Origin of the sequence: Micromonospora krabiensis (assembly GCF_900091425.1) — a bacterium.
Lineage (GTDB): Bacteria > Actinomycetota > Actinomycetes > Mycobacteriales > Micromonosporaceae > Micromonospora > Micromonospora krabiensis.
In genome coordinates this window covers 4100887-4122522 of the sequence record NZ_LT598496.1, presented here as the reverse complement: position 1 = coordinate 4122522, position 21636 = coordinate 4100887, and the positions used below count along the sequence as shown (strand labels likewise).

15 protein-coding genes and 3 pseudogenes are annotated in these 21636 nt (G+C 71.1%); 7 read left to right on the top strand and 11 right to left on the bottom strand.

The window, feature by feature from the left end:
- Positions 1-29: 29 nt before the first annotated feature.
- The 10 genes and pseudogenes from GA0070620_RS18885 to GA0070620_RS18830 form a co-directional block, all read right to left on the bottom strand.
- Entirely contained in the window at positions 30-842 is an 813-nt protein-coding gene (locus GA0070620_RS18885) for a hypothetical protein (RefSeq protein ID WP_172836458.1), read from the bottom strand.
- Positions 843-1312: 470 nt separating this feature from the next.
- Positions 1313-2203, bottom strand: coding sequence for a replication-relaxation family protein (locus GA0070620_RS18880; RefSeq protein WP_091598992.1), 891 nt, complete (start codon positions 2201-2203; stop codon positions 1313-1315).
- 312 nt (positions 2204-2515) lie between these two features.
- Positions 2516-3004 (bottom strand): annotated as a pseudogene (locus tag GA0070620_RS18875) (type VI secretion protein); the annotation flags it as partial.
- A 96-nt stretch (positions 3005-3100) separates the two neighbouring features.
- Positions 3101-4573, bottom strand: coding sequence for a group II intron reverse transcriptase/maturase (gene ltrA / locus GA0070620_RS18870; RefSeq protein WP_231921848.1), 1473 nt, complete (start codon positions 4571-4573; stop codon positions 3101-3103).
- A 620-nt stretch (positions 4574-5193) separates the two neighbouring features.
- A pseudogene (locus GA0070620_RS18860) lies at positions 5194-7200 on the bottom strand (type IV secretory system conjugative DNA transfer family protein); the annotation flags it as partial.
- A gap of 23 nt (positions 7201-7223) precedes the next feature.
- On the bottom strand, positions 7224-9041 hold the full coding sequence (locus GA0070620_RS18855) for a VirB4 family type IV secretion system protein (protein WP_377520783.1): 1818 nt from the start codon (positions 9039-9041) through the stop codon (positions 7224-7226).
- Positions 9038-10000 carry a PrgI family protein gene (locus GA0070620_RS18850; protein ID WP_091592729.1) on the bottom strand — a complete coding sequence of 321 codons (963 nt, stop codon included), beginning with the start codon at positions 9998-10000 and terminating at the stop codon, positions 9038-9040. Before GA0070620_RS18850 ends, GA0070620_RS18855 begins: the two co-directional genes overlap by 4 nt.
- Positions 9997-10911, bottom strand: a complete 915-nt coding sequence (locus GA0070620_RS18845; RefSeq protein WP_091592726.1) for a conjugal transfer protein TrbL family protein — start codon at positions 10909-10911, stop codon at positions 9997-9999. Before GA0070620_RS18845 ends, GA0070620_RS18850 begins: the two co-directional genes overlap by 4 nt.
- A 2-nt stretch (positions 10912-10913) precedes the next feature.
- On the bottom strand, positions 10914-11270 hold the full coding sequence (locus tag GA0070620_RS18840; RefSeq protein ID WP_377520934.1) for a pilin: 357 nt from the start codon (positions 11268-11270) through the stop codon (positions 10914-10916).
- A 706-nt stretch (positions 11271-11976) separates the two neighbouring features.
- Positions 11977-12861 carry a hypothetical protein gene (locus tag GA0070620_RS18830; protein WP_091592722.1) on the bottom strand — a complete coding sequence of 295 codons (885 nt, stop codon included), beginning with the start codon at positions 12859-12861 and terminating at the stop codon, positions 11977-11979.
- Positions 12862-13703: 842 nt separating this feature from the next.
- Between GA0070620_RS18830 and GA0070620_RS18825 the strand changes: the two genes are divergently transcribed.
- The 5 genes from GA0070620_RS18825 (at position 13704) to GA0070620_RS18805 (ending at position 17591) form a co-directional block, all read left to right on the top strand.
- Positions 13704-14627 carry a hypothetical protein gene (locus GA0070620_RS18825; protein WP_091592719.1) on the top strand — a complete coding sequence of 308 codons (924 nt, stop codon included), beginning with the start codon at positions 13704-13706 and terminating at the stop codon, positions 14625-14627.
- Complete coding sequence (locus GA0070620_RS18820) at positions 14611-15615, top strand: TRM11 family SAM-dependent methyltransferase (RefSeq protein WP_091592716.1); 1005 nt, start codon at positions 14611-14613, stop codon at positions 15613-15615. Before GA0070620_RS18825 ends, GA0070620_RS18820 begins: the two co-directional genes overlap by 17 nt.
- A 108-nt stretch (positions 15616-15723) precedes the next feature.
- Positions 15724-16272: a DNA cytosine methyltransferase gene (locus GA0070620_RS18815; protein WP_091592715.1), complete on the top strand. Its 549-nt coding sequence runs from the start codon at positions 15724-15726 to the stop codon at positions 16270-16272.
- A 223-nt stretch (positions 16273-16495) separates the two neighbouring features.
- Positions 16496-16981: a hypothetical protein gene (locus GA0070620_RS18810; RefSeq protein ID WP_231921846.1), complete on the top strand. Its 486-nt coding sequence runs from the start codon at positions 16496-16498 to the stop codon at positions 16979-16981.
- Between the two features lie 241 nt (positions 16982-17222).
- Positions 17223-17591 carry a DNA-binding protein gene (locus tag GA0070620_RS18805; RefSeq protein WP_091592712.1) on the top strand — a complete coding sequence of 123 codons (369 nt, stop codon included), beginning with the start codon at positions 17223-17225 and terminating at the stop codon, positions 17589-17591.
- A 63-nt stretch (positions 17592-17654) separates the two neighbouring features.
- Here the strand turns inward: GA0070620_RS18805 and GA0070620_RS18800 are convergent, their stop codons facing one another.
- Entirely contained in the window at positions 17655-18971 is a 1317-nt protein-coding gene (locus GA0070620_RS18800; RefSeq protein WP_231921844.1) for a hypothetical protein, read from the bottom strand.
- Positions 18972-19256: 285 nt separating this feature from the next.
- On the opposite strand from GA0070620_RS18800, the gene GA0070620_RS18795 reads away from it, so the two are divergent.
- Positions 19257-20726 (top strand): tyrosine-type recombinase/integrase, encoded by a 1470-nt coding sequence (locus GA0070620_RS18795; RefSeq protein ID WP_091592708.1) that lies wholly within the window; start codon positions 19257-19259, stop codon positions 20724-20726.
- Between the two features lie 100 nt (positions 20727-20826).
- A pseudogene (locus tag GA0070620_RS18790) lies at positions 20827-21531 on the top strand (IS256 family transposase); the annotation flags it as partial.
- Positions 21532-21636 lie beyond the last annotated feature (105 nt).

Genomic DNA, 21636 nt, shown 5'->3' with positions numbered 1-21636 from the left:
GCCCGACCGGTTCCGGATCCGGTGGTGCTTTACAGGGCGACGGCGAGCAGCCGCTGGTCGGTCTCGACGGTGTCGAGGTACCGCATCGCCTGCTCGAGGTAGGTCACCCGGTGGGCGAGGGCGTCGCTCGCGGGTGCGAGCTTGTGCCCGTCCGGCGTGAGCAGGGCGTCGCCGCACACGGCGGTGGTGGCGCTGTAGTGCTGGTAGGCCATCGGGCCTGCCTGGAACATCTCCAACTCCCCCACGGCGAGGTGGGCGGCGCCGTAGCTGGCCGCGTTGTGCATCCGCATCGCGTTGACGCGGGCCTGGTTGTGGAAGTCCGCCTCGGCCCGCTCTCGCGGGTAGCGGGCGGGGTCCGCCAGGTGGCGGGCCAGCAGGGTCGGCCACGGGGTGGCCGGCCGGGTGCCGTGCACGACCCGCTGCCACACCTCGTGGCGGATGCCGGCGCCGACGCCGGCGGCGTGGCGCATGGCGGCGAGGTCGAGCAGCTTGACCGGTCCGCCGGCGCAGTACACCGGACGTCCCTTGCGAGGCGCGACCAGGTCGCGCCGCTGCCACAGCCACATGTCCGGGATGGCCCAGAAACGGGGCTGCAGGGTGCCGGACACGCCGAAGTGCCGGTCGAGCTGGGTGGCGGTCAGGGCCTGCGACGGCAGTCCGTCGGGCAGGCAGACGATCATGGTGTTGATCGTCGCGGTCGGCGTGACCACCGGGCTGGTGGGCGCCGTGGTGCTGGCGGTGGTGGCCGCGGGGGCGGGCTTGCGGCCCGGGCGGGGCGTCACCGTCGGCACGCGGGTGCCGTAGCGGCTCAGCGGGGTCGCGGCACCGTTGGTTGCGGTCATCTGGGGTTCCTCCTTCGGTAGAGGCGCGATGTCGGGCGCGCGGAGGCGGCCGGCCCACCGGGTACATGGGTCGACTCACGGGACGAACAGCGGATGGGCGCAGCAGAGTGGCTGTTGGTGGTGCGGGGTGGTGCGGGTGGTGCGGTGCGACCTGGGGATCGCCGCGCGGCGCGGGCGCCGACCGGCCGAGAAGGCGGGTGGGCAGAGCGCACCGTGAGGTGCGGCGGTGGTTCCCGAGGTGGGACCGGACCGGGTGGAGCGATATATGGGTGAAGGTGGTGCCGATGAAGGTAGCGGCCGGATCTGTCAGCGCCGGCCGCCGTCATGATCGTCAGTAGTGCCGTTGACCTGCACTGTCAGACGACCGCTCGATTCCGCGGGCGAGGGACGGCGGGACTGTGAGATCCGGTCGGTCTCACAGCCGCCCACGACGGTGGATGGCCCCCCTCCGCGTGCGTTGAAGGTGGATGTCAGGGCTCCGGGTCGGGGCCGCTGAGGTCGGTGTCGGGGAAGCGGTGCGGGTTGGTGGCCGGGTTGTCCGGGCCGTGGTCGGAGGGCAGTTCGTGCAGCCAGCGGCGCGGCCCGGGGTCGGTGGTCAGCGTCCAGGCAGGCCCGGCGGGGTGCTCGCCGTGGAGGCCGGTGGCCACGGGCATGGCGGTGGGCACCCCGGCGAGGGCGTCGAGGAGGTGCTGCTCGCGGCGGCGGCCGGGGACGCGCAGCAGCACCGAGTAGCGGGGCCCGTAGCGGGCGAGCTGCTCGTAGGCGCGCAGCTTGCGCAGCACGGTACCGAGGGGTTCGGTGCCGTTGTCGTGTTCGAGGAAGAACCCGACGGTGCGCCCCCCGGCGTGCCAGATGCCGTGCCCGTCGGGCTGGACACCGGTGCCGCTGCCGGCGGCGTAGGAGGCGGCGGCGAAGGCGGCGGTGGTGTGCTGCTCGGACCACCATCGGCTCAGCTGGGCGTTGCCGTCGGTGCGGGCGTAGCTGATGAGGTCGATGAACAGTTGGTTGGTGCCGAGCAGGTGGGGCAGGCGGCGGCTGCCGATGATGCGTTCGGTGCGGTCGATGCTGGTGCGTGGGGCGCGGGCGTCGGCGTGGTTCGGGTCGTTGAATTGGGTGGGGTAGACCACGGCGCCGAGCGGGCCGAGAGTGTAGAGGTACTGGCCGCTGCCGGTGGTGACGTCGACGAACCGGCTGACCGCCTCCACCTGGTGCAACTGGGCGAGGCGCAGCCGGGCTGCGCGAAGCGAGGGGAACAGGGCCGCCGCGACCTGGTCGGTGGACAGCACGTAATGCTCAGCGAGCCACCGCAGCAGCTGATGGTCGCGGACGGTCAGACGACGAAGCCGGTCAAGACGAGCCAGACGAGACGAGGAACGCGAGGGCGAAGAAGAAGCGGATGACGAGCGAGAAGCGGAGCTGTTCGCGGGCACGGTGAATGCTCCATGCGGAAGAGGAGTTCCCTCCGAGGGAGGGTGTCTGAGTTCGGTGAGGTGGTCACCGAGAGCTGGTGACGGCCGGTGAGCGGCACTGACAGACCCGTACGGCCGGATATGTCAGTGCCGCGTGGTGATCGGTGGTGAAGGGCTGGTGAAGCCCTCACGGAAGGGGTGACCAGGACGCGGGCGACTCCGATCGACCGGTCTGTCGATCTCGCTTCAGCCGCCCGGCGGCGTTCAGGTGTTCGCCTTGGGGCCGCTCTTGGCCCGGGGACGGCGGTTGTCGTCGGGTCGGGCCGAGAACCGGTCGACGAGGTCGTCGATCGCGCTGGTGTCCTGCGCCGGCACCGCCTGCGCCGCGGCCTGCCGGATCACCGTTGCCTCGCCCACAACTGGCTTCGGCGGCCGGGTCTTGAGGGTGAACGCCGGCGTCTGCCGCCCACCGACGACGAGGCGCCCGACGGCGGTGTAGGCGTCGAGGTGGGTCAGGTCGTGCTCGTCGAGTTCGGGCAGAGTGTGCCTCGCCAGGACGCGGGCGTCCTCCGGGGCGACGGAGAAGTACAGCTTGTTGCGGGCGTTCGCCGACGCCGCTGCCAGGAGGTCCTTCGGGAACTGGGCCAGGTCCTGGTGCGCGAGGACCATCGACAGCCGGTACTTCCGCGCCTCCGCCAACATCGAATCAAGGCTGTTGGCGAGGGTCAGAAAGTTCTGGTGAAAGTCGGCCAGGGACGCCCTGCCGGTGTTTCCACCGGTGGGTTTTCCCTGACCGCTTCCCGAACCGGACGTGCGCCTCTCAACGCATCCGGCTCTCCGCAAGTCCCGTCAGGGCAGCGCGGTCCTCGTCGTCGGACTGGTCCACGGAGTCGGGATGGCTGCTCCCCGGTATCGGTAGCTGTAGGTACGCACCTTGCCGGGATCGAACAGCCGGACTCCGTCACTGCTGGGCCACCAGCCGCCGCCGCAGTAGCGACGGCGGAGTTCCTTCCAGTTGGTCTTGGGGTGCTTACGACGGATCCAGGACCATACGTGCTTCCAGACGAAAGCGCGTAGGTACTGGAACGTCTTGAAGGACACCCCGGGACGGAAGTAGGTGCACCAGCCCTGCACCACCCGATTCAGCGGGAGCAGCAGGTCGGCCAGGTCCTGGCTCGTGGTCTGTCGACACAACGTCTTGATCTTCCCGGTGATGTTGGCGAGCGCCTTCTTCGCCGGGTAGGTGTAGACGTAGCGCTGGTTGGTCCCCTTCTTGGTGTGGCGCTGGATGCGCCAGCCGAGAAAGTTCAACCCCTCGTCAATGTGGGTGATCAAGGTCTTGTCCGGTGACAGGCGTAGGCCCATCGTGGCCAAGACCTCGGCGATCTCATCCCGCAAGGCTTCGGCGTCGTCGCGGGTGCCCGTAATCATCAGGCACCAGTCGTCCGCGTACCGCACAAGGCGGTAGTTCGGCAGACCTTGCGAACGTCGCTTCGCCCTGAAATGCGCGCTGATGCCCGGCCCACCCGGTGCGTGGGCGATGTACTCGTCCAGCACCGACAAGGCGACGTTACTCAGCAGCGGGGACAGGATCGACCCCTGTGGGGTACCGGCGTCGGTCTTCCGCAAGGCGCGTTCCTCGGTGAGGATGCCCGCCTTCAGGAACGCCTTCACCAGGGCCAAGACCCGGTTGTCTCCGATCCGTGCCCGCACCCGGTCCATGAGGGCCGGATGCGAGATCTCGTCGAAACACGCCTTGATGTCGCCCTCGACCACCCAGTCGAACCTGCGCTGACTGGTCGTGAGGAACTGCACCTCGGCCACCGCGTCGTGAGCCCGGCGTCCGGGGCGGAACCCGTAGGAACACGGGAGGAAGTCCGCCTCGAAAATCGGCTCCAACACCAGCTTCAAGGACGCCTGGACCACCCGGTCGGCGATCGTGGCGATCCCGAGCCGGCGCAGCTTACCGCCGGCCTTCGGGATCATCCGCTCACGCACCGGTAAGGGTTGGAAGCTGCGGTCCTTCACCGAGCTGCGAAGCTCGGCGAGGAACCGCTCAACTCCAACCCCGACCTGAATGGACACGGCGGTATGGCCGTCCACCCCGGCGGTCTTGGCGCCCTTGTTACCCCGCACCCGATCCCAGGCCACCATGAGGAAGGCCGGGTCGGTGACGAGATTGAACAGATCACAGAACTTCTTGCGAGGATCGTCGGTTGCCCAACGGTGCAGCTTGGCTTGGATCTCCTGTACCCGGCGCTCCGCGGTAAGCAGAGTCAGGGCCGATTCGTCGGTATTCACCGATGCCTCCAGGTATTCCACATCTTCGACTGCTTGACTTGCTGGACCCCTTCGCCATGTACGCGGCTTTCCCGCGCTCGGACTACTACGGGTCCTCCGTCCCATCCCGTGGCCGTCAGACGACAACGGTCCTGCCCTCGACCGGACTGGACGTCCGGCCGGTAGGGCGACCACGGATGGTTCCCAGGTTCACTGCACACCGGTTCACGGATTAGGTGCCCGACTCTGCCCCGGCAGCTTCGCCAGTGGTACGCCGCAGGCTTTCCCACTGGCCTCCTTCCCGTCGAATGCCTAACGGTTACGGAGTTGACCACCGCGATCGATCGGTGGTGGTCACGCACTGCATCCCAGCCCATATCCACCAGGTTGGAGCTGGTACATCGCTTACGGGGGATCATGCGTCGGTTCCTCTCGTACACCTTTCCGCGTCGCTTGCCGGACCCGGCCTGTCTGGTAGTGCCAGACCGTCCCGTCGTTGTCAGGACTGCTCCCACCCTCCCCGGCGTTTCCCGGACCAGGCTGTCCTCAGCTTCACCGGCCAGCTGCGACTGGCCGACGGAAGGGTCCTTTCATCCCTTCCCGGTGTTGCACCCCTCGGTCAGCGAGCTGACCTGGGATTACAGCGCTTCCTGGCGCACACACTCATCGATGATCAACGTGGCGTCGCCGCGCTTGTCCGCCGGCACGGCCGCGCGGGCGGTCGCGGCCTGCCACACCTGCGCAAGAACCAGGGAGCCGAGCAGCTTGCTGGTGTCCTCGCCCAGCTGGCCCTTCGGGATGCGCACCAGCAGCGCCCCACCGTCGAGGACCTTGCCCATGTCGAAGCTGGACCGGGGGTAGCGCATGGTGCGCTTGACGAAGTCCCGCAGCAGGAACGCCCGCAGCCGGGCCAGGACGGGGCCGATGACCTGGGAGCGCAGGGCCGGGTTGAGCTCGTCGTACCACTGCCAGAACCCGGACAGGCCGGCCGGGTCATCCAGGCCGACGGTCATCGCCGACCGGAACTGCGCCGAGTTGAGCAGCGGCGGGATGTGCTGGAGGGTGACATTGGCGTGCCGCAGCAGGGTCAAGCAGGCCACCCGCATGACGTCGTCCATCCGCGGCCCCCACGCCTTCGCGAAGATGTTCCCGAAGATCGACACGAGGTTGTCGACGACGAGGTCCGGGTCGTTGCCGGACAGCGGGTTGAGGGTGGGCGGGTTGGGCTGGTCGGGGTCGAACAGCACCACCCGCCCGGCGACGCTGGCAGGGAGCCGGTCGAGGATGTCCAGGACCATGTCGCCGTGCGGGTCGATGACCACGGTGCCCCGGCCGGCCTTGATGTCCTCGACGGCCATGTTGACCAGCAGGGTCGTCTTTCCGGAGCCCGTCGACCCGACCACATGCAGGTGATACCTCGCATCCGCCACCGACAGGGCCACCGCATGGCCACCGACTTCGGCGTCACCCAGAACCTTCGTGCCTCGGCCGCCGGTCGGCACCGCCACCGGGGCGGGCATGGACTTCGCCCGCGCCCGATCCAGCCCTGGAACGGCCAGATCGCGCGGCAGGGCGGCGAGGACGGCCAGTTCGGGGGTGGAGGCCAGGAACCCGGCTCCGAGCCGCCGGGTGGCCAGCACGGCTATCGGCTGCGCCATCCGCGCCCGGTGCGCGAGACGGTTGCGGCTGGCGTACACGGCGAACGACGAGGCGACCGCGTCCGCGATCCCCCGCAACCTGGCCTCCGGCCGGGAGCCGCCGCGGTGATTGTTCTTGGCGACCGCGTAGCGGATGCCGATCGTCCACAGCGGGTGGGCGGTCTTGTCGAGGATCGCCCGCACGTCCCGCTCCACGCCGGGGTCCCGGCGGCCGGCCGGCTGGCCGCCGCTCCGGGTGGTGGTGCGGCCGGGAAGGAACGCCTCGATCAGCCACAGCAGCGGCGCGGCGGGATTGATGGCCGGTACGGCGGTCTTGCCGTCGCGCAACCTGCCCGCCGCGCGGCGAGCTCGTGCGGCGCGGCGTGGGGTAGTGGGGCGGGCGAGGACCTGCACGCAGGCGTACTCGTCCGGCTTGAGCTGCGACCCGGCCGACATGAGTGCTCGGAGCGGGTCGTTGTCGTGGTCGGTGTTGATCGGCAGCCACCCGGCGGCCGTCGGCAGCAGGTGCCCGCCGACGGCGGCGGGCACGTCGAGCGGGATCGGCGGTGATGCCTGGTCGTCGGTGGTGCAGGCGGCGCCGGGCCAGGCGGCCCGCACGGCGGCCTCGACCGCCCCATGCGGCACGCTGCCGGGCACCCAGACGCTGATGAGGAGCTGGCGGCCGGTCCAGGTGTACTGCCACACCACGTGCGGGCTGCCGTACAGCAGCCGGCGTCGGCGGGACGGGGTGAGGGTGCCGTGCAGGTTCGCCCACAGCGCGGCGGCGCTGTGCGGGTCGACCTCCGGCGGTGGGGCGACCGTGACGAGGCGGGCGCCTTCGGCGTGGCGGCGGTGCCGCCACCCGTCGAGCAGGTTGCGCCCGGCAACATAGGCGACGAGCAGGGCGGCGGCGACGCCGAGCAGCCACGGCCGGCCGGCCGCCCACTCTGCGGCGTGCAGAACCCACCGCGCGGGCGCGCCCGGCGGAGAGATGAGACCGGCGCCCGGCCCCGACGGGCTGGGCGCCGGCATCGGCGACAGGGCACGCAGGGGTGTCACAGGTCCTCCTCCCCGTCGTCGGAGTCGAGGTCGGCCAGGTCGGACGGCTTCGTGGTCGCGAGAAGGTGTTCGGCCTGCGAGGAGATCGACTCGAACGCGGTCCGGTTCGTGCCGGAAATGAGCAGGCCATGGCCGACGCGGGCGGACAGAAGCATCCGACGCTCGCCGGCGGTCAGGCCGAACGCGTCGGCGACCTGGTCGATGGCCTGCGGGGCCTGCTTGAGCAGCACCTGCGTGGCCGCGTTCGACACGACGGCGTGGCCAAGGTCGGTGCCGAGCACGTCGGCGACGTCCTGGGTGACGACCGACAGGCCAGCGTTGCGCTTGCGGCCGGCCTTGGACATTTTGAACAGGAACCGGGCGCCTTCACCGTCGCGCATCAGCAGCCACGCCTCATCAACCACGACGAGGCGGCGGGTGGTCAGATGGGCCCGACCGGGTGCGTCTACTGACCGCCAGATCGAGTCGAGTGCGAGCAGCGTGCCGACGGTGCGCAGTTCGTCCGGCAGGTGCCGCAGGCTCCAGACGACCAAATGCCCGTCCGGGCGGGTCGTGGTCGGTGAGTCGAACAGGTCCGAGAACGAGCCAGCCACCCACGGTGCCAGCCGGGCGGCCAACTCGTGGGCGGCGGCATTGTCGTCGGCCCGCAGTGTCGCGGCCAGATCCTTCAGCAGCGGCGCGGGCCGGTGGTGGGTGGCCGGGTCGGCGGTGATGCCCGCCTGCCGGTAGACGGCGAGGATCGCCCGGTCCAGGGCGGCGCGCTCGGCGGGCGGCGGCAGCTGCCCCAGCAGCACCGAGATGAGGGTGTGCAGGAACAGGCCGCGGCGGGTGAGCACGTCCGGGCGGGTGTCCCCGGCCGGCAGATCCAGGGGGTTGATCTTCACGCCGGGTGCGCCGAGTCGCACGATGGTGCCGCCGACCGCGTCGGCGAGGCGCAGGTACTCGTCCTCAGGGTCGACGACGGCGACCTGCACCCCCTGGTACAGGTTGCGGAGCACGTCGAGCTTGACGAAGTAGGACTTGCCGGCGCCGGAGCGGGCGAGGACGACGCTGTTGTGGTTCTCCTGCGCCCACCGGTCCCACCAGACGATGCCCTGGGAGTCCGGGTTGACCCCGTACAACACCCCACCGGTGGTGGCCGGGTCGCCGGGCAGCGGCGCGGGCAGGTCCGCCGACGCGAGAGGAAACGCGGCGGCCAAGGCCTGGGTGTCCATGGTGCGGCGCATCTGCAGGCTGTCGGTGGCAAGCGGCAGGGTGGTGGTCCAGCCGGGCAGGTGCCGCCACGTCGCGGGCTGCACCTCGATCAGGGTGGAGGCCGCGGCGGCCTTCACCTGCGCGCACGCCTCGAGGAGTTCGGCCTCGGTGCGGGCGTGCACGGTCAGGTACAGGCCGACGCGGAACAGCTTTGCCGCTCCGCGGGCGAGGCGTTCGGCGAGGTCGGCGGCGTCGTCGGCGGCGGCCTCCACGTACGGGTCGGCCAGCTTGCCCCTCTGCTCGTCCGCCCGCCGGGACGACTCGAACCGGGCCCGCTGGTTACGCAGCCGCGATGCGGCCACCGGCGCGGGGATCGGGTCGATGTGCAGGGCCAGGTCCAGCCGGCCCGGCCAGGACAGCAGCGGCTCCAGCCACGCCGGCCCGACCTCGGCCGGGTAGCCGGTCACCACCAGGGTGGCGGCGTAGCCGTCGCCGACCCGCAGGAACCGCGGCGTCACCTCCACCGAGGCTGGCGCCACCGTCGCCGCCAGTCCTGCCGACGGCAGGCTGGCACCTGGATTGTCGTCGTGCGGAGCGCGTCGGCGCCTGGCGGAGATCACGATGTCCTCCTCGTGCGCGGCCTCCTCGCCGGAGGCGCGGTGATGATGGTGTGCGGGGCGGCCAGTCCGCCGGGGCGAGGCGGCCGGTAAGGGTCGGCCGCGGCGGCCAAGGCCGTGGTTGTGGCGTGGCCGTCCAAGGCGCGGGTGGTGACGCCCAGCCCGGACAGCGACCGGACCGTCTGGTCGGCGCGGCGTCGGGCGGCATGCTCGCCACGCTCGCCGCTGTTGGTGCGGGTGACGATGAGGACCTGCCGGCGCAGCGGATCCCGCCGTTCGGCGAGGTCGTCGAGGAACCGGGCGTGGTCGGCTGCCGCGTCGGCGAGAGCCGGGTGCGGCATCGCGTCCGCCGCCTGGGCGAGGGTGCGGGCGGCGGAGTGCAGGTCGACCGGCTGCGCCGACACCACGATCTGCGTCGGCGTGGACAGGCTGTTGAGCCAGCGGCCGAAGGTGTCGACGAGGGCGGCCTGCTCGTCGGCGGTACGTAGCGCCAGGTTGACGCTGGTCGCCGCGACCATCGCCGCCTTCACCGCTCCGAGGCTGATCTCGCCGTGGTCGTCGATGGCGTCGGCGGGCAACTTCAGCGGTGCCGGCAGCATCACCTTCGACGCCGGGGCCTGCACCCAGTCGGGTGTCTTGGCGGTGGTGTCAGTGGTGGACAACGCGCGAGGCGCCCGAGAGTGGCGCACCGCGGAGGCCAACCACACGTCCATGGGCAGTCCGTCGCGGCGGCCGACAGCAAGGCCGAACACCAAGCCGCCGAGCACGACGGCCCCGCCGAGCAGAACGGGTGCGGGCACCACGGTGTGCAGGGCCTTCCAGCCGCCGTAGAAGACGACGGCGGCCACCGCCAAGATCGCCAGTTGCCGGAACGTCAGCCCGTAGAGCACCTTGTCCGGCGCGTCCACGTCGGCGGGCATACGGGCGCTGACGGCCTGTTCGTCGCGGCGGGCGCGGCTCATCGTCGCACCGCCCCAAGGCCGGGGATGCGCAGCCCGCGGGTGAGTTGCTGCACCACGACGACCCGCACGACCGCGCCGAACGCGTTGCCGCCACGCCCGCCTGCGCCGCTGGTGGCGTAGCGGCGCATCAGACCCGGCACCTTGACCGTCGTCCACAGCAGGACCATCACGACGAACAGGTTGAGCACCCCACCCGGTTCGACCGGCAGGCCCAGCAGCGGCAGCATGGTGCTGGTATCCAGCAGCATCCACTGCCCGGCGAACAGCACGAACGCCTGCACCACCGGGATCGCCAGCATGGCGACGTACGACCGCCACCACATGCGAGCGACCGGGTCGGTCTGCGGCAGGGCGTGGCACGCCAACGCGATCGGTGCGACCGCGGTGAGCACCAGCGCGACCGCGAAGCGGACGATCACACTGCAGGCGGTGGCGGCGAGCAGGAAGACGATGATCGCCAGGCAGACGACGAACAGCAGACCGGCGGTCTGGTCACGCGCGGCCATCAGGTGGGTCTTGACGGCGTCGAGGGCCCCGTCGCCGTTGAAGTCCTGCGCGGTCAGTGCGGTGGTGAACGCGTTGGCGAACTCGATGAGCTTGCCGGCGATCAGTTGGGAGGAGTGGGCGGTGACGAACCCGACGACGCACCGTGGCAGGAGATCCTTGGCGGTGTAGCGGGCGCGTTCGTCGCCGCCGGCGACCATGGTCAGGACACCGGCGGCGACGAACACCAGGACGAATACTGTGTCGACGACCCAGATCGACCGCCCGGTCAGCGCCTGCACCTGCGGCAGGCCGGTGACGTCCGGGGTGATCAGCAGCGCGTGGGTGATCGCGGTGATGAGCCCGTTCAGGCAGTCCAGCAGCAGGCCGGCGAACCAGTCGAGGATCTGGTTGAGCGCCCAGGCCATCGTCAGCCTCCGACGATTCCCTGGACGACCTCCAGCAGGATGGGCGCGAGCACGGCCAGGCCGTAGCCGATCAGGGCGTTCTTCAGTGCGCCCTTGGCCTTGTCGACCTGGGCCGGGTCGCCGCCGGCGGTGGCCCAGTACACGCCGGCCAGGACCAGGAACAGGGTGGCGACGGCGGCCAGGATGCCCATCACCCAGGTCTGCAGGTTGGCGATGACGGTGGGCAGGTCGTTGGCGGCCAGGACGACCGGGCCGCCGGGGCCGGCGTACGCCACGGCCGGCACGGCCAGCGTCACCACAGCCGCCGCCGCGGCGGGCGCGGCGACCCGGGCGGCGAGGCGAAGCGCGCGGGTCGTCATCAGTGCGTGGGAGAGGGCGGTGGTCAGGGCACGGGAACGTGCCAACAGCGGGCGGAACATGATGGCTGCACCTCCCGCCCCGGCTCGCGCCGGGGCGATTCGTCGAAACGGTGGGCGGAGAGCCGCCGCCGGGCTCGTGAGAGATACGTCGGCCGGGAACCGTGGTGAGCCTCGGGAGGAGCTCGTCCTCCCGTTCGGGTTGGCGATGATCGATGAGGTGTCAGCGCATCAACGTGGCGCGGCACCCGAGGTCACCCGGTCCCGTGCCGACCCGGCCTCCCGACCCGGCGACGGGCGGAACCAACCCCCGCGTGACGCCGCGGTGGCGTCGGAGGAGTTCCGCACCCTCAAACCGGCGTTTGTGAGCTGTGGCGAACACCTGCCGATCCCACAACGCTCCAACACGACCTCACGAACCTCTGACAGCCCTGGTCAGCGGTCTGTCCGACGATCATGCCGCTGGAGGCGGACCTCGCCGTCGGCGTCGGTGCCGGAATCTCACAGCTGCCGAATCAACACCCCGTCGGCGCCGCTGTCAGATCCGTGGGAGATCCGTTAGGCCCGCTTGGCAGCGGCCACGGCTGGTCTCCCCGTACCGGGGTTGGGCCGGTCGCAGCGGTGAGAAGTGGCGGGTTCGTCGCACGCCGTCGCGGGCCCGACCAGATGGTCGAGCCCGCGTCGGGACAGCCGGCGGGATGGTTGGCGGTCAGGCGGCTGCCAGCGTCACCTGCGCCGCCGCTGGTCGTGCGGTGCGGCCGCGGGCGGCCCGGATGTGCTGCCGTCGCTCGGCCGCCGCGGCGAGGTCTTCCCGCACCTGCGGTGAGGTCACCTCGGTGAGCATCCCGGCGGCCAGCGCGTCGGCGATGCGGATGTCGATGCGCTCGACACGTCGCCGCAGTGTGTCGACCTCCACGCCGAGGCGGGCCGCGATGGGTTCGATGGCCCGGTGGCCCAGCCGCACGTCGATGTAGGGCTGCTCGTCGCAGGAGTCGACGATGCCCAACTCGACGGCCCGGCGTACGAGGAGGTCTGGATGGCCGTAGGGCCGCTTCGGGGTGCGGGGGCCGGTGACGTGTTCGAGGTTGTCCACCGGCATGGCCTCGGCGCCGTCACGTTGCCGCAGTTCGTGTCCGGCCCGCCATGCAGCCATGCACAGCGCCGCGTACGGCGCCGGTTTGGCCAGGTCGACCCGGTCGCGCAGAGCGGTCAGGAAGCCGGTGAGGATCTCGGCGTCCAGGTCGTGGGCGTCACCGGCCCAGCCGGTGTGCAGCCGGCCGGCGTAGCGGCGCAGTGCGGGCATCGCCAGGGCGACGGCGGCGATGACCCAGGCGGGCCCGTCGAGGCGGGCGCGGCGGATCAGCTCCCGCCACACCACGTCCCGCGCCGTGTAGGCGCGGGGGTGCTCCAGCAGCCACTGCCGCAACGCCGGCAGGGCGATGACACCGCCGGGCAGACCGCCGTCGTCGCCGAGCTGATCGGCCAGCGGGTCGAGGTCCAGTGACAACGGGTCGGGGTCGCAGGTCAGGTCGGCGAACGCGGTGTCCACGGCGTCCAGCGGCGAGTCGGGCCAGTCCTTGGCGGACGCGGTCATGTCACGAACTCCCATGTCAGAGACAAATGTCGATGACGGGCCGGAGGTATACGGCCGGCGCGCCTGACCGCCATTGCGCCACCTCGGTCTCACCGGCCCCTGACAACGCAGGCCAGCAGGCATGAACCCTCGGCTCGACAGCACCAGATGCCACCGACCACCCGCTGACTGACGACCGACGCTGGCGCGCATCACCGTTCTGACAAAGCCGCGTTGACCTGCGCGTTGACACGACAGGAGGCAAAGGGCCCGGGACAAGGCCGCGAGGGACACGACACCGGCCGAGGGGTCTGACAACGGGGACCCAGCCGGTCTCACAGCGTCTAACAGCGCCCCGCGGGCGGCACGGTGTCAGATCGCGACAGGCTGACACTGCAGCCGAATGTCATCGTCAACCCTGCGCGCTGCGGTGGCGCGCCGTCTGACGGCGTTCGTCCGGCGTGGGGACGGTCTGACACGGCCACCGCCTCCGGTGACAATCCAGCACCGGCGTCCTCCGTGACGCCGCCGCCGTCTGGGACACCGGACGGCGATCTGACAAGACCGGCCAGCGCCCCTGTGTCATCGATGCAAGTCGCTGTCATAGTCGAGGTTGTCGTGACCGTGCGTGTCTGACAGCCGGGGGTGGCCGATCTCTCTGACGATCTCACGACGCCGACCCCGGCCCGGTCGAGCCGGCGACCGCCGGATCATCCCGCGTTCCCGAGGCCAGCCGAGCGGGACAGGAATCGGTTGTCAGACATTCGTGAGATCCCCGTGAGATCGCTAGGTGTTCGCCACAGCTCACAAACACCGGTTTGAGGGTGTCAGCGCACCACGGCGCGGCGCGGAGCCGACACCACATGAGCGAGCACACGCCGCAGCACCACAACCCGCAGCGCGATCCCATCGTCGACACCGGCCTCCTGGCCGGGGTCGACCCGACCCCGACCGACCTGGTCGCCGGCGACCCGCCGGTCCCGCTCACCGTCTGGCGCACCGCCCGCACCCCGGGCGACGCCAGACGCAGCATCGGCACCCGCCTCGCCGACCGCCTCATCGCCGCCTACAGTCGCCCCGGTGAGGCGGTCATCGACCTCACCACCGATCACGCACTCACCTCCGCCTGTGCGGCCGGGGCCCGCCGGCACCACCCGGCGTGGTTCACCGACGCGTCCAGCCTGATCATCGGCCCGGCCACTCCCGTCCCGCTCGCCAGCGGGATCATCGGCGACGCAGACGAGGAGGACCTGCCGGAGATGGGGGCCTGGTTCGGGGACGATCTCACCGACCCGGACCTGCACCCACCGGCCGACTCGGTCGCCGGCCTGCCGTCCGGCGGCTCCCTGCAGCAGGCAACCAGTCTCGTGGTCGCCTGCTGGCCCCTCGACCCCCACGCCGCTACCAACCGGGTCCGGTTGGCGTGGCTGCTGGCCGCCTGCGCCCAGCTGCTGCAGCCGGGCGGCTGCCTGATCCTCGTCGTCACCGCGCCGGCCGGCACCACCGCCGGCCCGGAGGACTTCTCCGGCGTGGTCCAAGCCGCCGCCGGCGCCGGACTGGGCTACCTGCAGCACCTTGTCGCCGTCACCGCCGACACCGACGGGGACACGTTCGTCTACCACGTCACCGACGAGGAACTGCTCACCCTCACCACCGCCGTCGACCAGCGGTGGCAGGTGGCGCACCTGCGTGTCCACGCGGACCTGATGGTCTTCAGCCAGGCCCAGAGCCAGCGCCACGCCCCGCCTCGACGGGGCGGGCGCGAAGGCGGTGGTCGCCGTGGCTAAGCACCGCGCAGACGCCGCACCGGCCGAGCCCGACGAGCAGAGCACGCCGACTGCCGCCACGAGCACCGACCCGATCGGACGCCATCGGGCTGCTCCCGGCCCGGAGGGCCTGTCGGTGTGGGCGACCGCGCAGGCCACCGGGCCGGTCCAGCGCCGCGGCCGGTACGTACGCGAGTCGGTGCAGCACCCGGCGCGGATGCTCCCGGCGATCGCCGCGCACGCCGTCACCGCCTACACCCAACCGGGGGACCTGGTGCTCGACCCGATGTGCGGGATCGGCACCACCCTGGTCGAGGCGATCCACGCCGGCCGCGACGCGATCGGGGTGGAGTACGAGTCCCGCTGGTCCGACATCGCCGACGCCAACATCAAGCACGCCCACACCCAGGGCGCGACCGGCCGGGCCGGCGTCATCCGCGGCGACGCCACCAGCCTCCTGTCGCTCGTACCCGGGGCTCTGACCGGGCAGGTCGCCCTCGTGGTGACCTCACCGCCGTACGGGCCGACCGTGCACGGCCTGGTCCGGCCCGGCGCCGACGGTGTAGCCAAGTTCGACAACGCCTACAACGACGGCACCGACCGCGGGAACCTCGCCTACCGCGACCTCACCGGACTCGTCGACGGGTTCGCCCAGATCCTCGCCGGCTGCCACACCCTCCTGCGCCCCGGTGGGGTCGTCGTCGTGACCGCTCGACCGTGGCGCAAGCACGGCGAACTGGTCGACCTTCCGTCGGCTGTCATCGGTGCCGGCGTCCGCGCCGGCCTCACCCCTGTGGATCGGTGCGTGGCACTGCTCGCCGCGGTCCGCGACGGCGGGCTCGTGGCCCGGCCGTCGTTCTTCCAACTCCAGGCCGTCCGTAAGGCGCGGGCCGCTGGCACCCCGATGCACCTGATCGCCCACGAGGACGTCCTCGTGTTCATCAAGAGCCAGACCGACTCGGGTTCAGGAAGCCTGGGGGACACCCTCGGGGGAGGGGTGGTCGCGTGAGTGCGCCTGCCCACCGCCACCCGAGCCGCGCGGCGCGAGTGCACAGCTGCTGCCTTCTGCGGTTGGCCGCGCACGGTGAGACTCCGACGCTCGACGCGGCGGAGGTGCGTGATTGACCACCGACCCGCACCGCGCATCGGATCGCTGTGCACCGGCTACGGCGGCCTCGACATGGCCGTCGAGCTGGTGCTCGGCGGCCGGCTCACCTGGTACGCCGAAACCGACCGGCACGCCCGCACCGTCTGCGAGCACCACTGGCCCGGCGTGCCCAACCTCGGTGACATCCGCGCCGTCGACTGGACCCGAGTCGAGCCCGTCGACGTCCTCACCGCCGGGTTTCCATGTCAGGACATCTCGAATGCAGGCAAGCGCGCCGGCATCACCGGAGCGCACTCCAGCCTGTGGAGTGCCGTCGCCGACGCTGTTCGCGTCCTTCGACCGCCGCTCGTGTTCGTGGAGAACGTCGCCGCGCTCCTGCGGCGAGGGTTCGACGTCGTCGCAGCCGACCTGGCCGCGATCGGGTACGACACGAGCTGGACGTGCCTACGCGCGTCCGACATCGGCGCCGCGCACCGCCGCGACAGGCTGTTCCTGCTGGCCGCACCCGCCGAACGACTGGGAGGGGGTGCGGACGCTGCCGACACCGTGCGCCCGTGACGGCAAAGGACCCGGCCACCAGCACGGGCTGCCCGACCTCATCGAACCGTCAGGCTCCACCCACGGCCTCCTATCCACCTCCACCGCGGGGCGCACCGCTCGTACCGGTGAGCAGGGGCATAAGCGGCAAGATGCCGCGCGGCTGCTGCCCACCCCAAGGGCGAGCGACACCGGGACGCCCGGACGACGCGCGGGGGCCGGGTTCCGGCCCCCGCTGTCCCAGGTGCTGCTACCCACCCCACGGGCAACCGACGGCGAGAAGGGCTGCCCAGGGCAGCGCGGCTCGCACGGCGACCTCACCCTGCCCGCCGCGGCGGTGCGGGTCCCGGCCCGGACCCTGCCCACCCCACGCGCGTCCGACGGGCGCGGTCCCGGGCAGCACGGCGACGGCGGCGCGGACCTGCGCACCACCATCGCCGGGCTCGGGCAGCCCGACGAACAGCGGTGGGGCGGCTACGCCGACGCGGTCGCCCGCTGGGAGCGGCTGCTCGGCCGGCCCGCACCGGCACCCACGCAGACCGGCCGGCACGGCAAACCCGTCCTCGCGCCGCCGTTCGTGGAGTGGCTCATGGGCCTCGACCCAGGCCATGTCACCGACGCCGGCCTGGGGCTGCCGCGCACGCTCGCGCTGCGGGTCCTCGGCAACGGCGTCGTGCCCCAACAGGCCGCCGCCGCCCTGCGGCTGCTGCTGTGCCCACACACGTGGTAGCGGGAGAAGGTCCCTTGGCCTACCGACGTGGCCAGTGATGGCGCGCCGGCTGAGGAAAGGGTGCCAGTGAGTTCCCGCTAACCGGCATCGGCGTGCTCCGTGCCTCCACGGCCTCGCTCCGCAGGCGGCACCGCCAGTCCGACGCGATGGCGGTGCCGCCTGCGGAGAGGCAGCCCTCGTCTGAAACCCAGGAACCCACCTACCGCTGCGGCTGGTGGTCCGGAAAATAGGAGTCAAGCCCATGCGATCAGCACGACGAACCCGCAACCTCGCCCCCGCCGCCAACCCCGACAGCGACGACGCAACTTGTACCTGGACCACCGAGCGGATCCTGGCGCTCGGGGCGACCACGGACCTCGCCACCGCCGCCGCCATCCTCGGCATCTCCCGCTCGGCGGCCTACAAGCTGGCCGCCCGCGACGCCTTCCCGGTGCCACTGTTCCGAGCCGGCGCGTACTACCGCGTGCCGACCGCCCCGATCCTGCGGAAACTGCACCTCGAGCCCCCGCCGGTACCGACAGCTGGTGACGCCGGCGGGGCGGGTGCCGACGAGGACGGCGGGTATTCGGGCGGGGACAGGGACACCACGGGCTGCAGCGCTGCGCCGTGACCCCGCCGCGGGTAGGACGCCCAGTGCGCAACTCCGAATGCCGTGCCGGTGCAGTCGCGCCGACTACTGCTCGAGGACGCCGGAGAGGAGCCGGACCAGGGCGCGAAGCAACACCCGCTCGATGTCATCCACGACCGCTGACAGGTCATCTGTCGGCTGACCGGTGAGCGTGCGCAGTTCCCGTCCGCTCGGGTCGTCGCCGTGCATCTCGTCGTTGCGGAGCCGGTATCCCAGACGCAGGAGGGCCTCGAGCCGCTCGGGCGGCGCCTGCAGGACAGGGTCGTCCGCCAAGAGCGCGGTCGCTCCCGCAACGACCTTGTCCTGCTTCCAACGATCCGCCGGCAGGCCCGGCAGTTTGATGAACAGCACTTCGGCGCAGACCATCAGGTCGATGAGCCGGTCGGTCGGCACCCGGTCGGCCCCCGCAAGGACCAGCCGGCGCAGCGCAGTCTGCAGACCCCGGTTCTCCCGAACCGCGGGATGCGCGAGGAGGTCGTACACCTCGCGCACCGCCTCAACCTGCTCTCGCCCAAGGATCGTCGGTCGCTCCTCGTCGAAGGCGGGCAGCGCCGACAGTGACGCCGTCGGCCCCAGACCCTGGGGAAAGTCGTCGTCCGGTGGGCAGCGGATCGCCCGAGTCGCGGTGACGGACCCACCGCACACCAGCCGAAGCGCCGTCACCAGACGGCTGGCTGGCTCGACCAGCGCGCCAGCCTCCGGCGCCGTCGGTCGGGCGGGTACGCCCATGGCCGAGCACACCGGGTACGAGGTGCAGCGGGTCAGGGCCCACTGGTGGAACCGCGACACGGTCACCGAGTTCGGGGCGCCCGCGAAGGCGATCGGAACCGCGAGGTAGCCGATCGCGGCGCTCACCTGCCGGTCGCTCATCGCTTGCAGCACCAGGCCGTCCGGCAACGTGACCGCCTCGATGCCCGCGGTGGGGGTGAAGGCGTTGAGCGGGACCACCTCGACCAGCCGCGCCCGCGTGGCCAGCAGACCTTCCTCCAGCCTGCTGTACGCGGCGTCGAATGCCTCTTGGTCGAACCGGTAACCCCCGACGGCGGCAACCATGGGTTCGAGGACGTGTTTAACCAGCGTCCACCCCAGTTGCCGGAGCGTGAGGGCGAACTCCACGCCGACGAGGCAATCCACCCGCGAGCGCAGCACCTCATCGGCGGCCACGACGGCCCGCACCGCCCCGATCTCCGCGAAGGTGTCCAAGAACCGGTAATCGGTGACCCGAGCCGGCATCTGCCAGACACCGCGGCGGATCGCGACGAACGACTCCTGCCCGAGGCGGTGCCACTCGCCGAAGTCGGGAACGGTCGCGAACACCGGCACGCCGTCGCGAGCGGCCAAGTCGCCGAGCACCGCCGCCATCAACTGGCCCACTGCCGCGTGTAGCTGTGGACGCCGCACTCGGCCCCTCGCCACGTCATCTGTCGCCACCATTGGCCGTCCTCCTACCCGATCTCACGCGAACCGGACAGGATCCCAGACTCCCCAGCAGGGCGCATCTGACTTGCGCCCCTTACCGGCCCCAGCGCATGGACCACCCACCGGACCTGGAACCGCGGCGACTTGATCCTGCCCGCCGGTCACGCGTGGATGTCGATCGACCAAACCGATGCCCCACCACCCAGACGAACGGGAGCACCACCACCGATGCCAGACGGAAGCATCTTCAAGCGCTGCGGCTGCCGCCACCCCGACACCGGCAAGCCATTGGGAAACGACTGCCCGAAACTACGCCGCGCGAACCGCGCCTGGAGCTCCGACCACGGCCACTGGGCCTACCAGCTCGAACTACCACCCACCACCGACGGCGGGCGCCGGCAGCTACGCCGCTCCAGCTTTCCCACCCGCCGTGCCGCCGCCGACGAACTCGACCACGCCCGCGACCTGCTCGCCCTCGCCGACGGTGACCGGCGCCGCCGCACCGAGATCGCCGACCTGCTGCAAACCGCCGTACGCGCCAAACGTCCCCTGCCCGAGGTCGACCGCATCCGCCAGCGGCTGCGCGGCGACGGCGCGCTCGCCGACATGCCCACCGTCGCCGAGTACCTCACCGGCTGGCTGACCCACCTCACGATCGACGCGAACACGCAGCGCGGCTACGAATCGATCGCGAGGGTCCACTTGATCCCACACCTGGGCGACATCCCGCTGGACAAGCTGCGCACCACCCACATCCGCGCCATGTTCGCCGCCATCGAGCACCGCAACGACGAGATCGCCGCCGCGAAGGCGAGCACCGACCCAGCCATCCGCGCGTCCGTCACCGGCGTGCGACCCACTGGTGCCAGCACACGCCAGCGCATCCGCGCCTGCCTGCGCAAAGCGATCAACGACGCCCTCGCCGACGAACTCATCGTCGGCGCCAACCCCGCCGCCCTGGTCAAGGTCCCCGCCGACCGGCCCCTACCGATCGTGTGGGAGGACGAACGCGTACGGCGGTGGAAGGCCACCGGCGAGGTCCCCGGACCGGTGATGGTCTGGACCGACTCCCAGGTCGTGCAGTTCCTCGACTACGCAGCCGCACACGCCCCCGACCTGCACCCCATGTGGCACTACATGGCCTACCGCGGTCCCCGCCGCGGCGAGGCGTGCGGACTGCGCGACAGCGAGGTGCGGCTGCACCGCCGCGAGACCACCATCAACAACCAGATCGCCACCCACGGCTACACCGCCGTGCAGAAACCACCGAAGAGCAGAGCCGGGAACCGCGACGTCGCCCTCGACACCGACACGACCAAGGTCCTCATCGCCTACAAGGCCCGCCGCGCCGCCTGGCAACTCGCCGCCGGCGACGCATGGCCCGACACCGGCCTGTTCTTCGTCCGCCCCGACGGGCAACCATGGCACCCCAACGCCGTCACCCAACGGTTCCGCAAGCTCGTCCGCAAAGCAGGGCTGCCCCCGATCCGGCTGCACGACCTGCGCCACAGTGCCGCCACCATCGCCCTCGACGCCGGCGTCGACATCAAGGTCGTCTCCGAGCAACTCGGCCACTCCACCACAACCCTGACCCGCGACACCTACCAGAGTGTCACCAAGCGGATGCACCAGGACGCCGCCGATGCCGTCGCCAAGAAGATCAACCGGAAGCGCCGCGGTCCCCGCCTCGCGGGGTGATACCACTATCGTCGCCGAGCTGTAGCAGGCCGCCCTCCTACGAGGCCTCGGTGGGACTGTAAGACGAACGGTGTAACTCCTGATCAAGGAGCAGCACTTGATGTCTGATGGATCGACGATCGCGGTGGATACTGCCGCGGTGGCGAAGAACGTGCCGGGGCAACCGGCGGAGGGTGTCGACGCGGAGTTGGTCGCCCAGTTGGTGGAGCGGGCCCGTGCGGCGGGTTTGCAGCTGACCGGCGATGGCGGGCTGTTGCAGCAGCTGACGAAGCGTGTCCTGGAGTCAGCCTTGGAAGGTGAGATCACCGATCACCTGGGCTATGACAAGGGCGACCCGGCGGGCAAGAACGGCGGGAACTCCCGCAACGGTGTGCGGGCCAAGACGGTGCTGACGGACGTCGGCCCGGTCGAGATTGAGGTGCCGCGTGACCGCGACGGCTCGTTCACACCGCAGATCGTCCGCAAGCGGCAGCGTCGACTGTCCGGCGTTGACGACATGGTCATCTCGCTGTCGGCCAAAGGCCTGACGACCGGGGAGATCCAGGCCCACCTGGCCGAGGTCTACGGCGCTGACGTGTCACGGCAGACGATCTCGACGATTACCGACAAGGTGATTGAGGGGATGATCGACTGGCAGAACCGGCCGCTGGACCCGGTCTACCCGGTGATCTTCCTCGACGCGGTGCACGTGAAGATCCGCGAGGGGAAGGTCGCCAACCGGCCCATCTACCTGGCCCTGGCCGTCACCGTCGAGGGCACCCGCGACATCCTCGGCCTCTGGGCCGGCGATGGCGGCGAGGGCGCGGGCGACCGGCTTGGACGCCCCGACGTGGGCCCGACGCAGAGGGTGGGCGACGACGCGGGGCGGCGACAGAGAGGGGCGGTGCTAGCCAGACCTGGCTACCGAAAC

Coding starts and splice junctions, on each gene's coding strand:
- GA0070620_RS18885 (WP_172836458.1), bottom strand. CDS start 842: ATGACCGCAACCAACGGTGCCGCGACCCCGCTGAGCCGCTACGGCACC.
- GA0070620_RS18850 (WP_091592729.1), bottom strand. CDS start 10,000: ATGAGCCGCGCCCGCCGCGACGAACAGGCCGTCAGCGCCCGTATGCCC.
- GA0070620_RS18845 (WP_091592726.1), bottom strand. CDS start 10,911: ATGGCCTGGGCGCTCAACCAGATCCTCGACTGGTTCGCCGGCCTGCTG.
- GA0070620_RS18840 (WP_377520934.1), bottom strand. CDS start 11,270: ATGACGACCCGCGCGCTTCGCCTCGCCGCCCGGGTCGCCGCGCCCGCC.
- GA0070620_RS18830 (WP_091592722.1), bottom strand. CDS start 12,861: ATGACCGCGTCCGCCAAGGACTGGCCCGACTCGCCGCTGGACGCCGTG.
- GA0070620_RS18825 (WP_091592719.1), top strand. CDS start 13,704: ATGAGCGAGCACACGCCGCAGCACCACAACCCGCAGCGCGATCCCATC.
- GA0070620_RS18805 (WP_091592712.1), top strand. CDS start 17,223: ATGCGATCAGCACGACGAACCCGCAACCTCGCCCCCGCCGCCAACCCC.
- GA0070620_RS18800 (WP_231921844.1), bottom strand. CDS start 18,971: ATGGCGGCGGTGCTCGGCGACTTGGCCGCTCGCGACGGCGTGCCGGTG.
- GA0070620_RS18795 (WP_091592708.1), top strand. CDS start 19,257: ATGCCAGACGGAAGCATCTTCAAGCGCTGCGGCTGCCGCCACCCCGAC.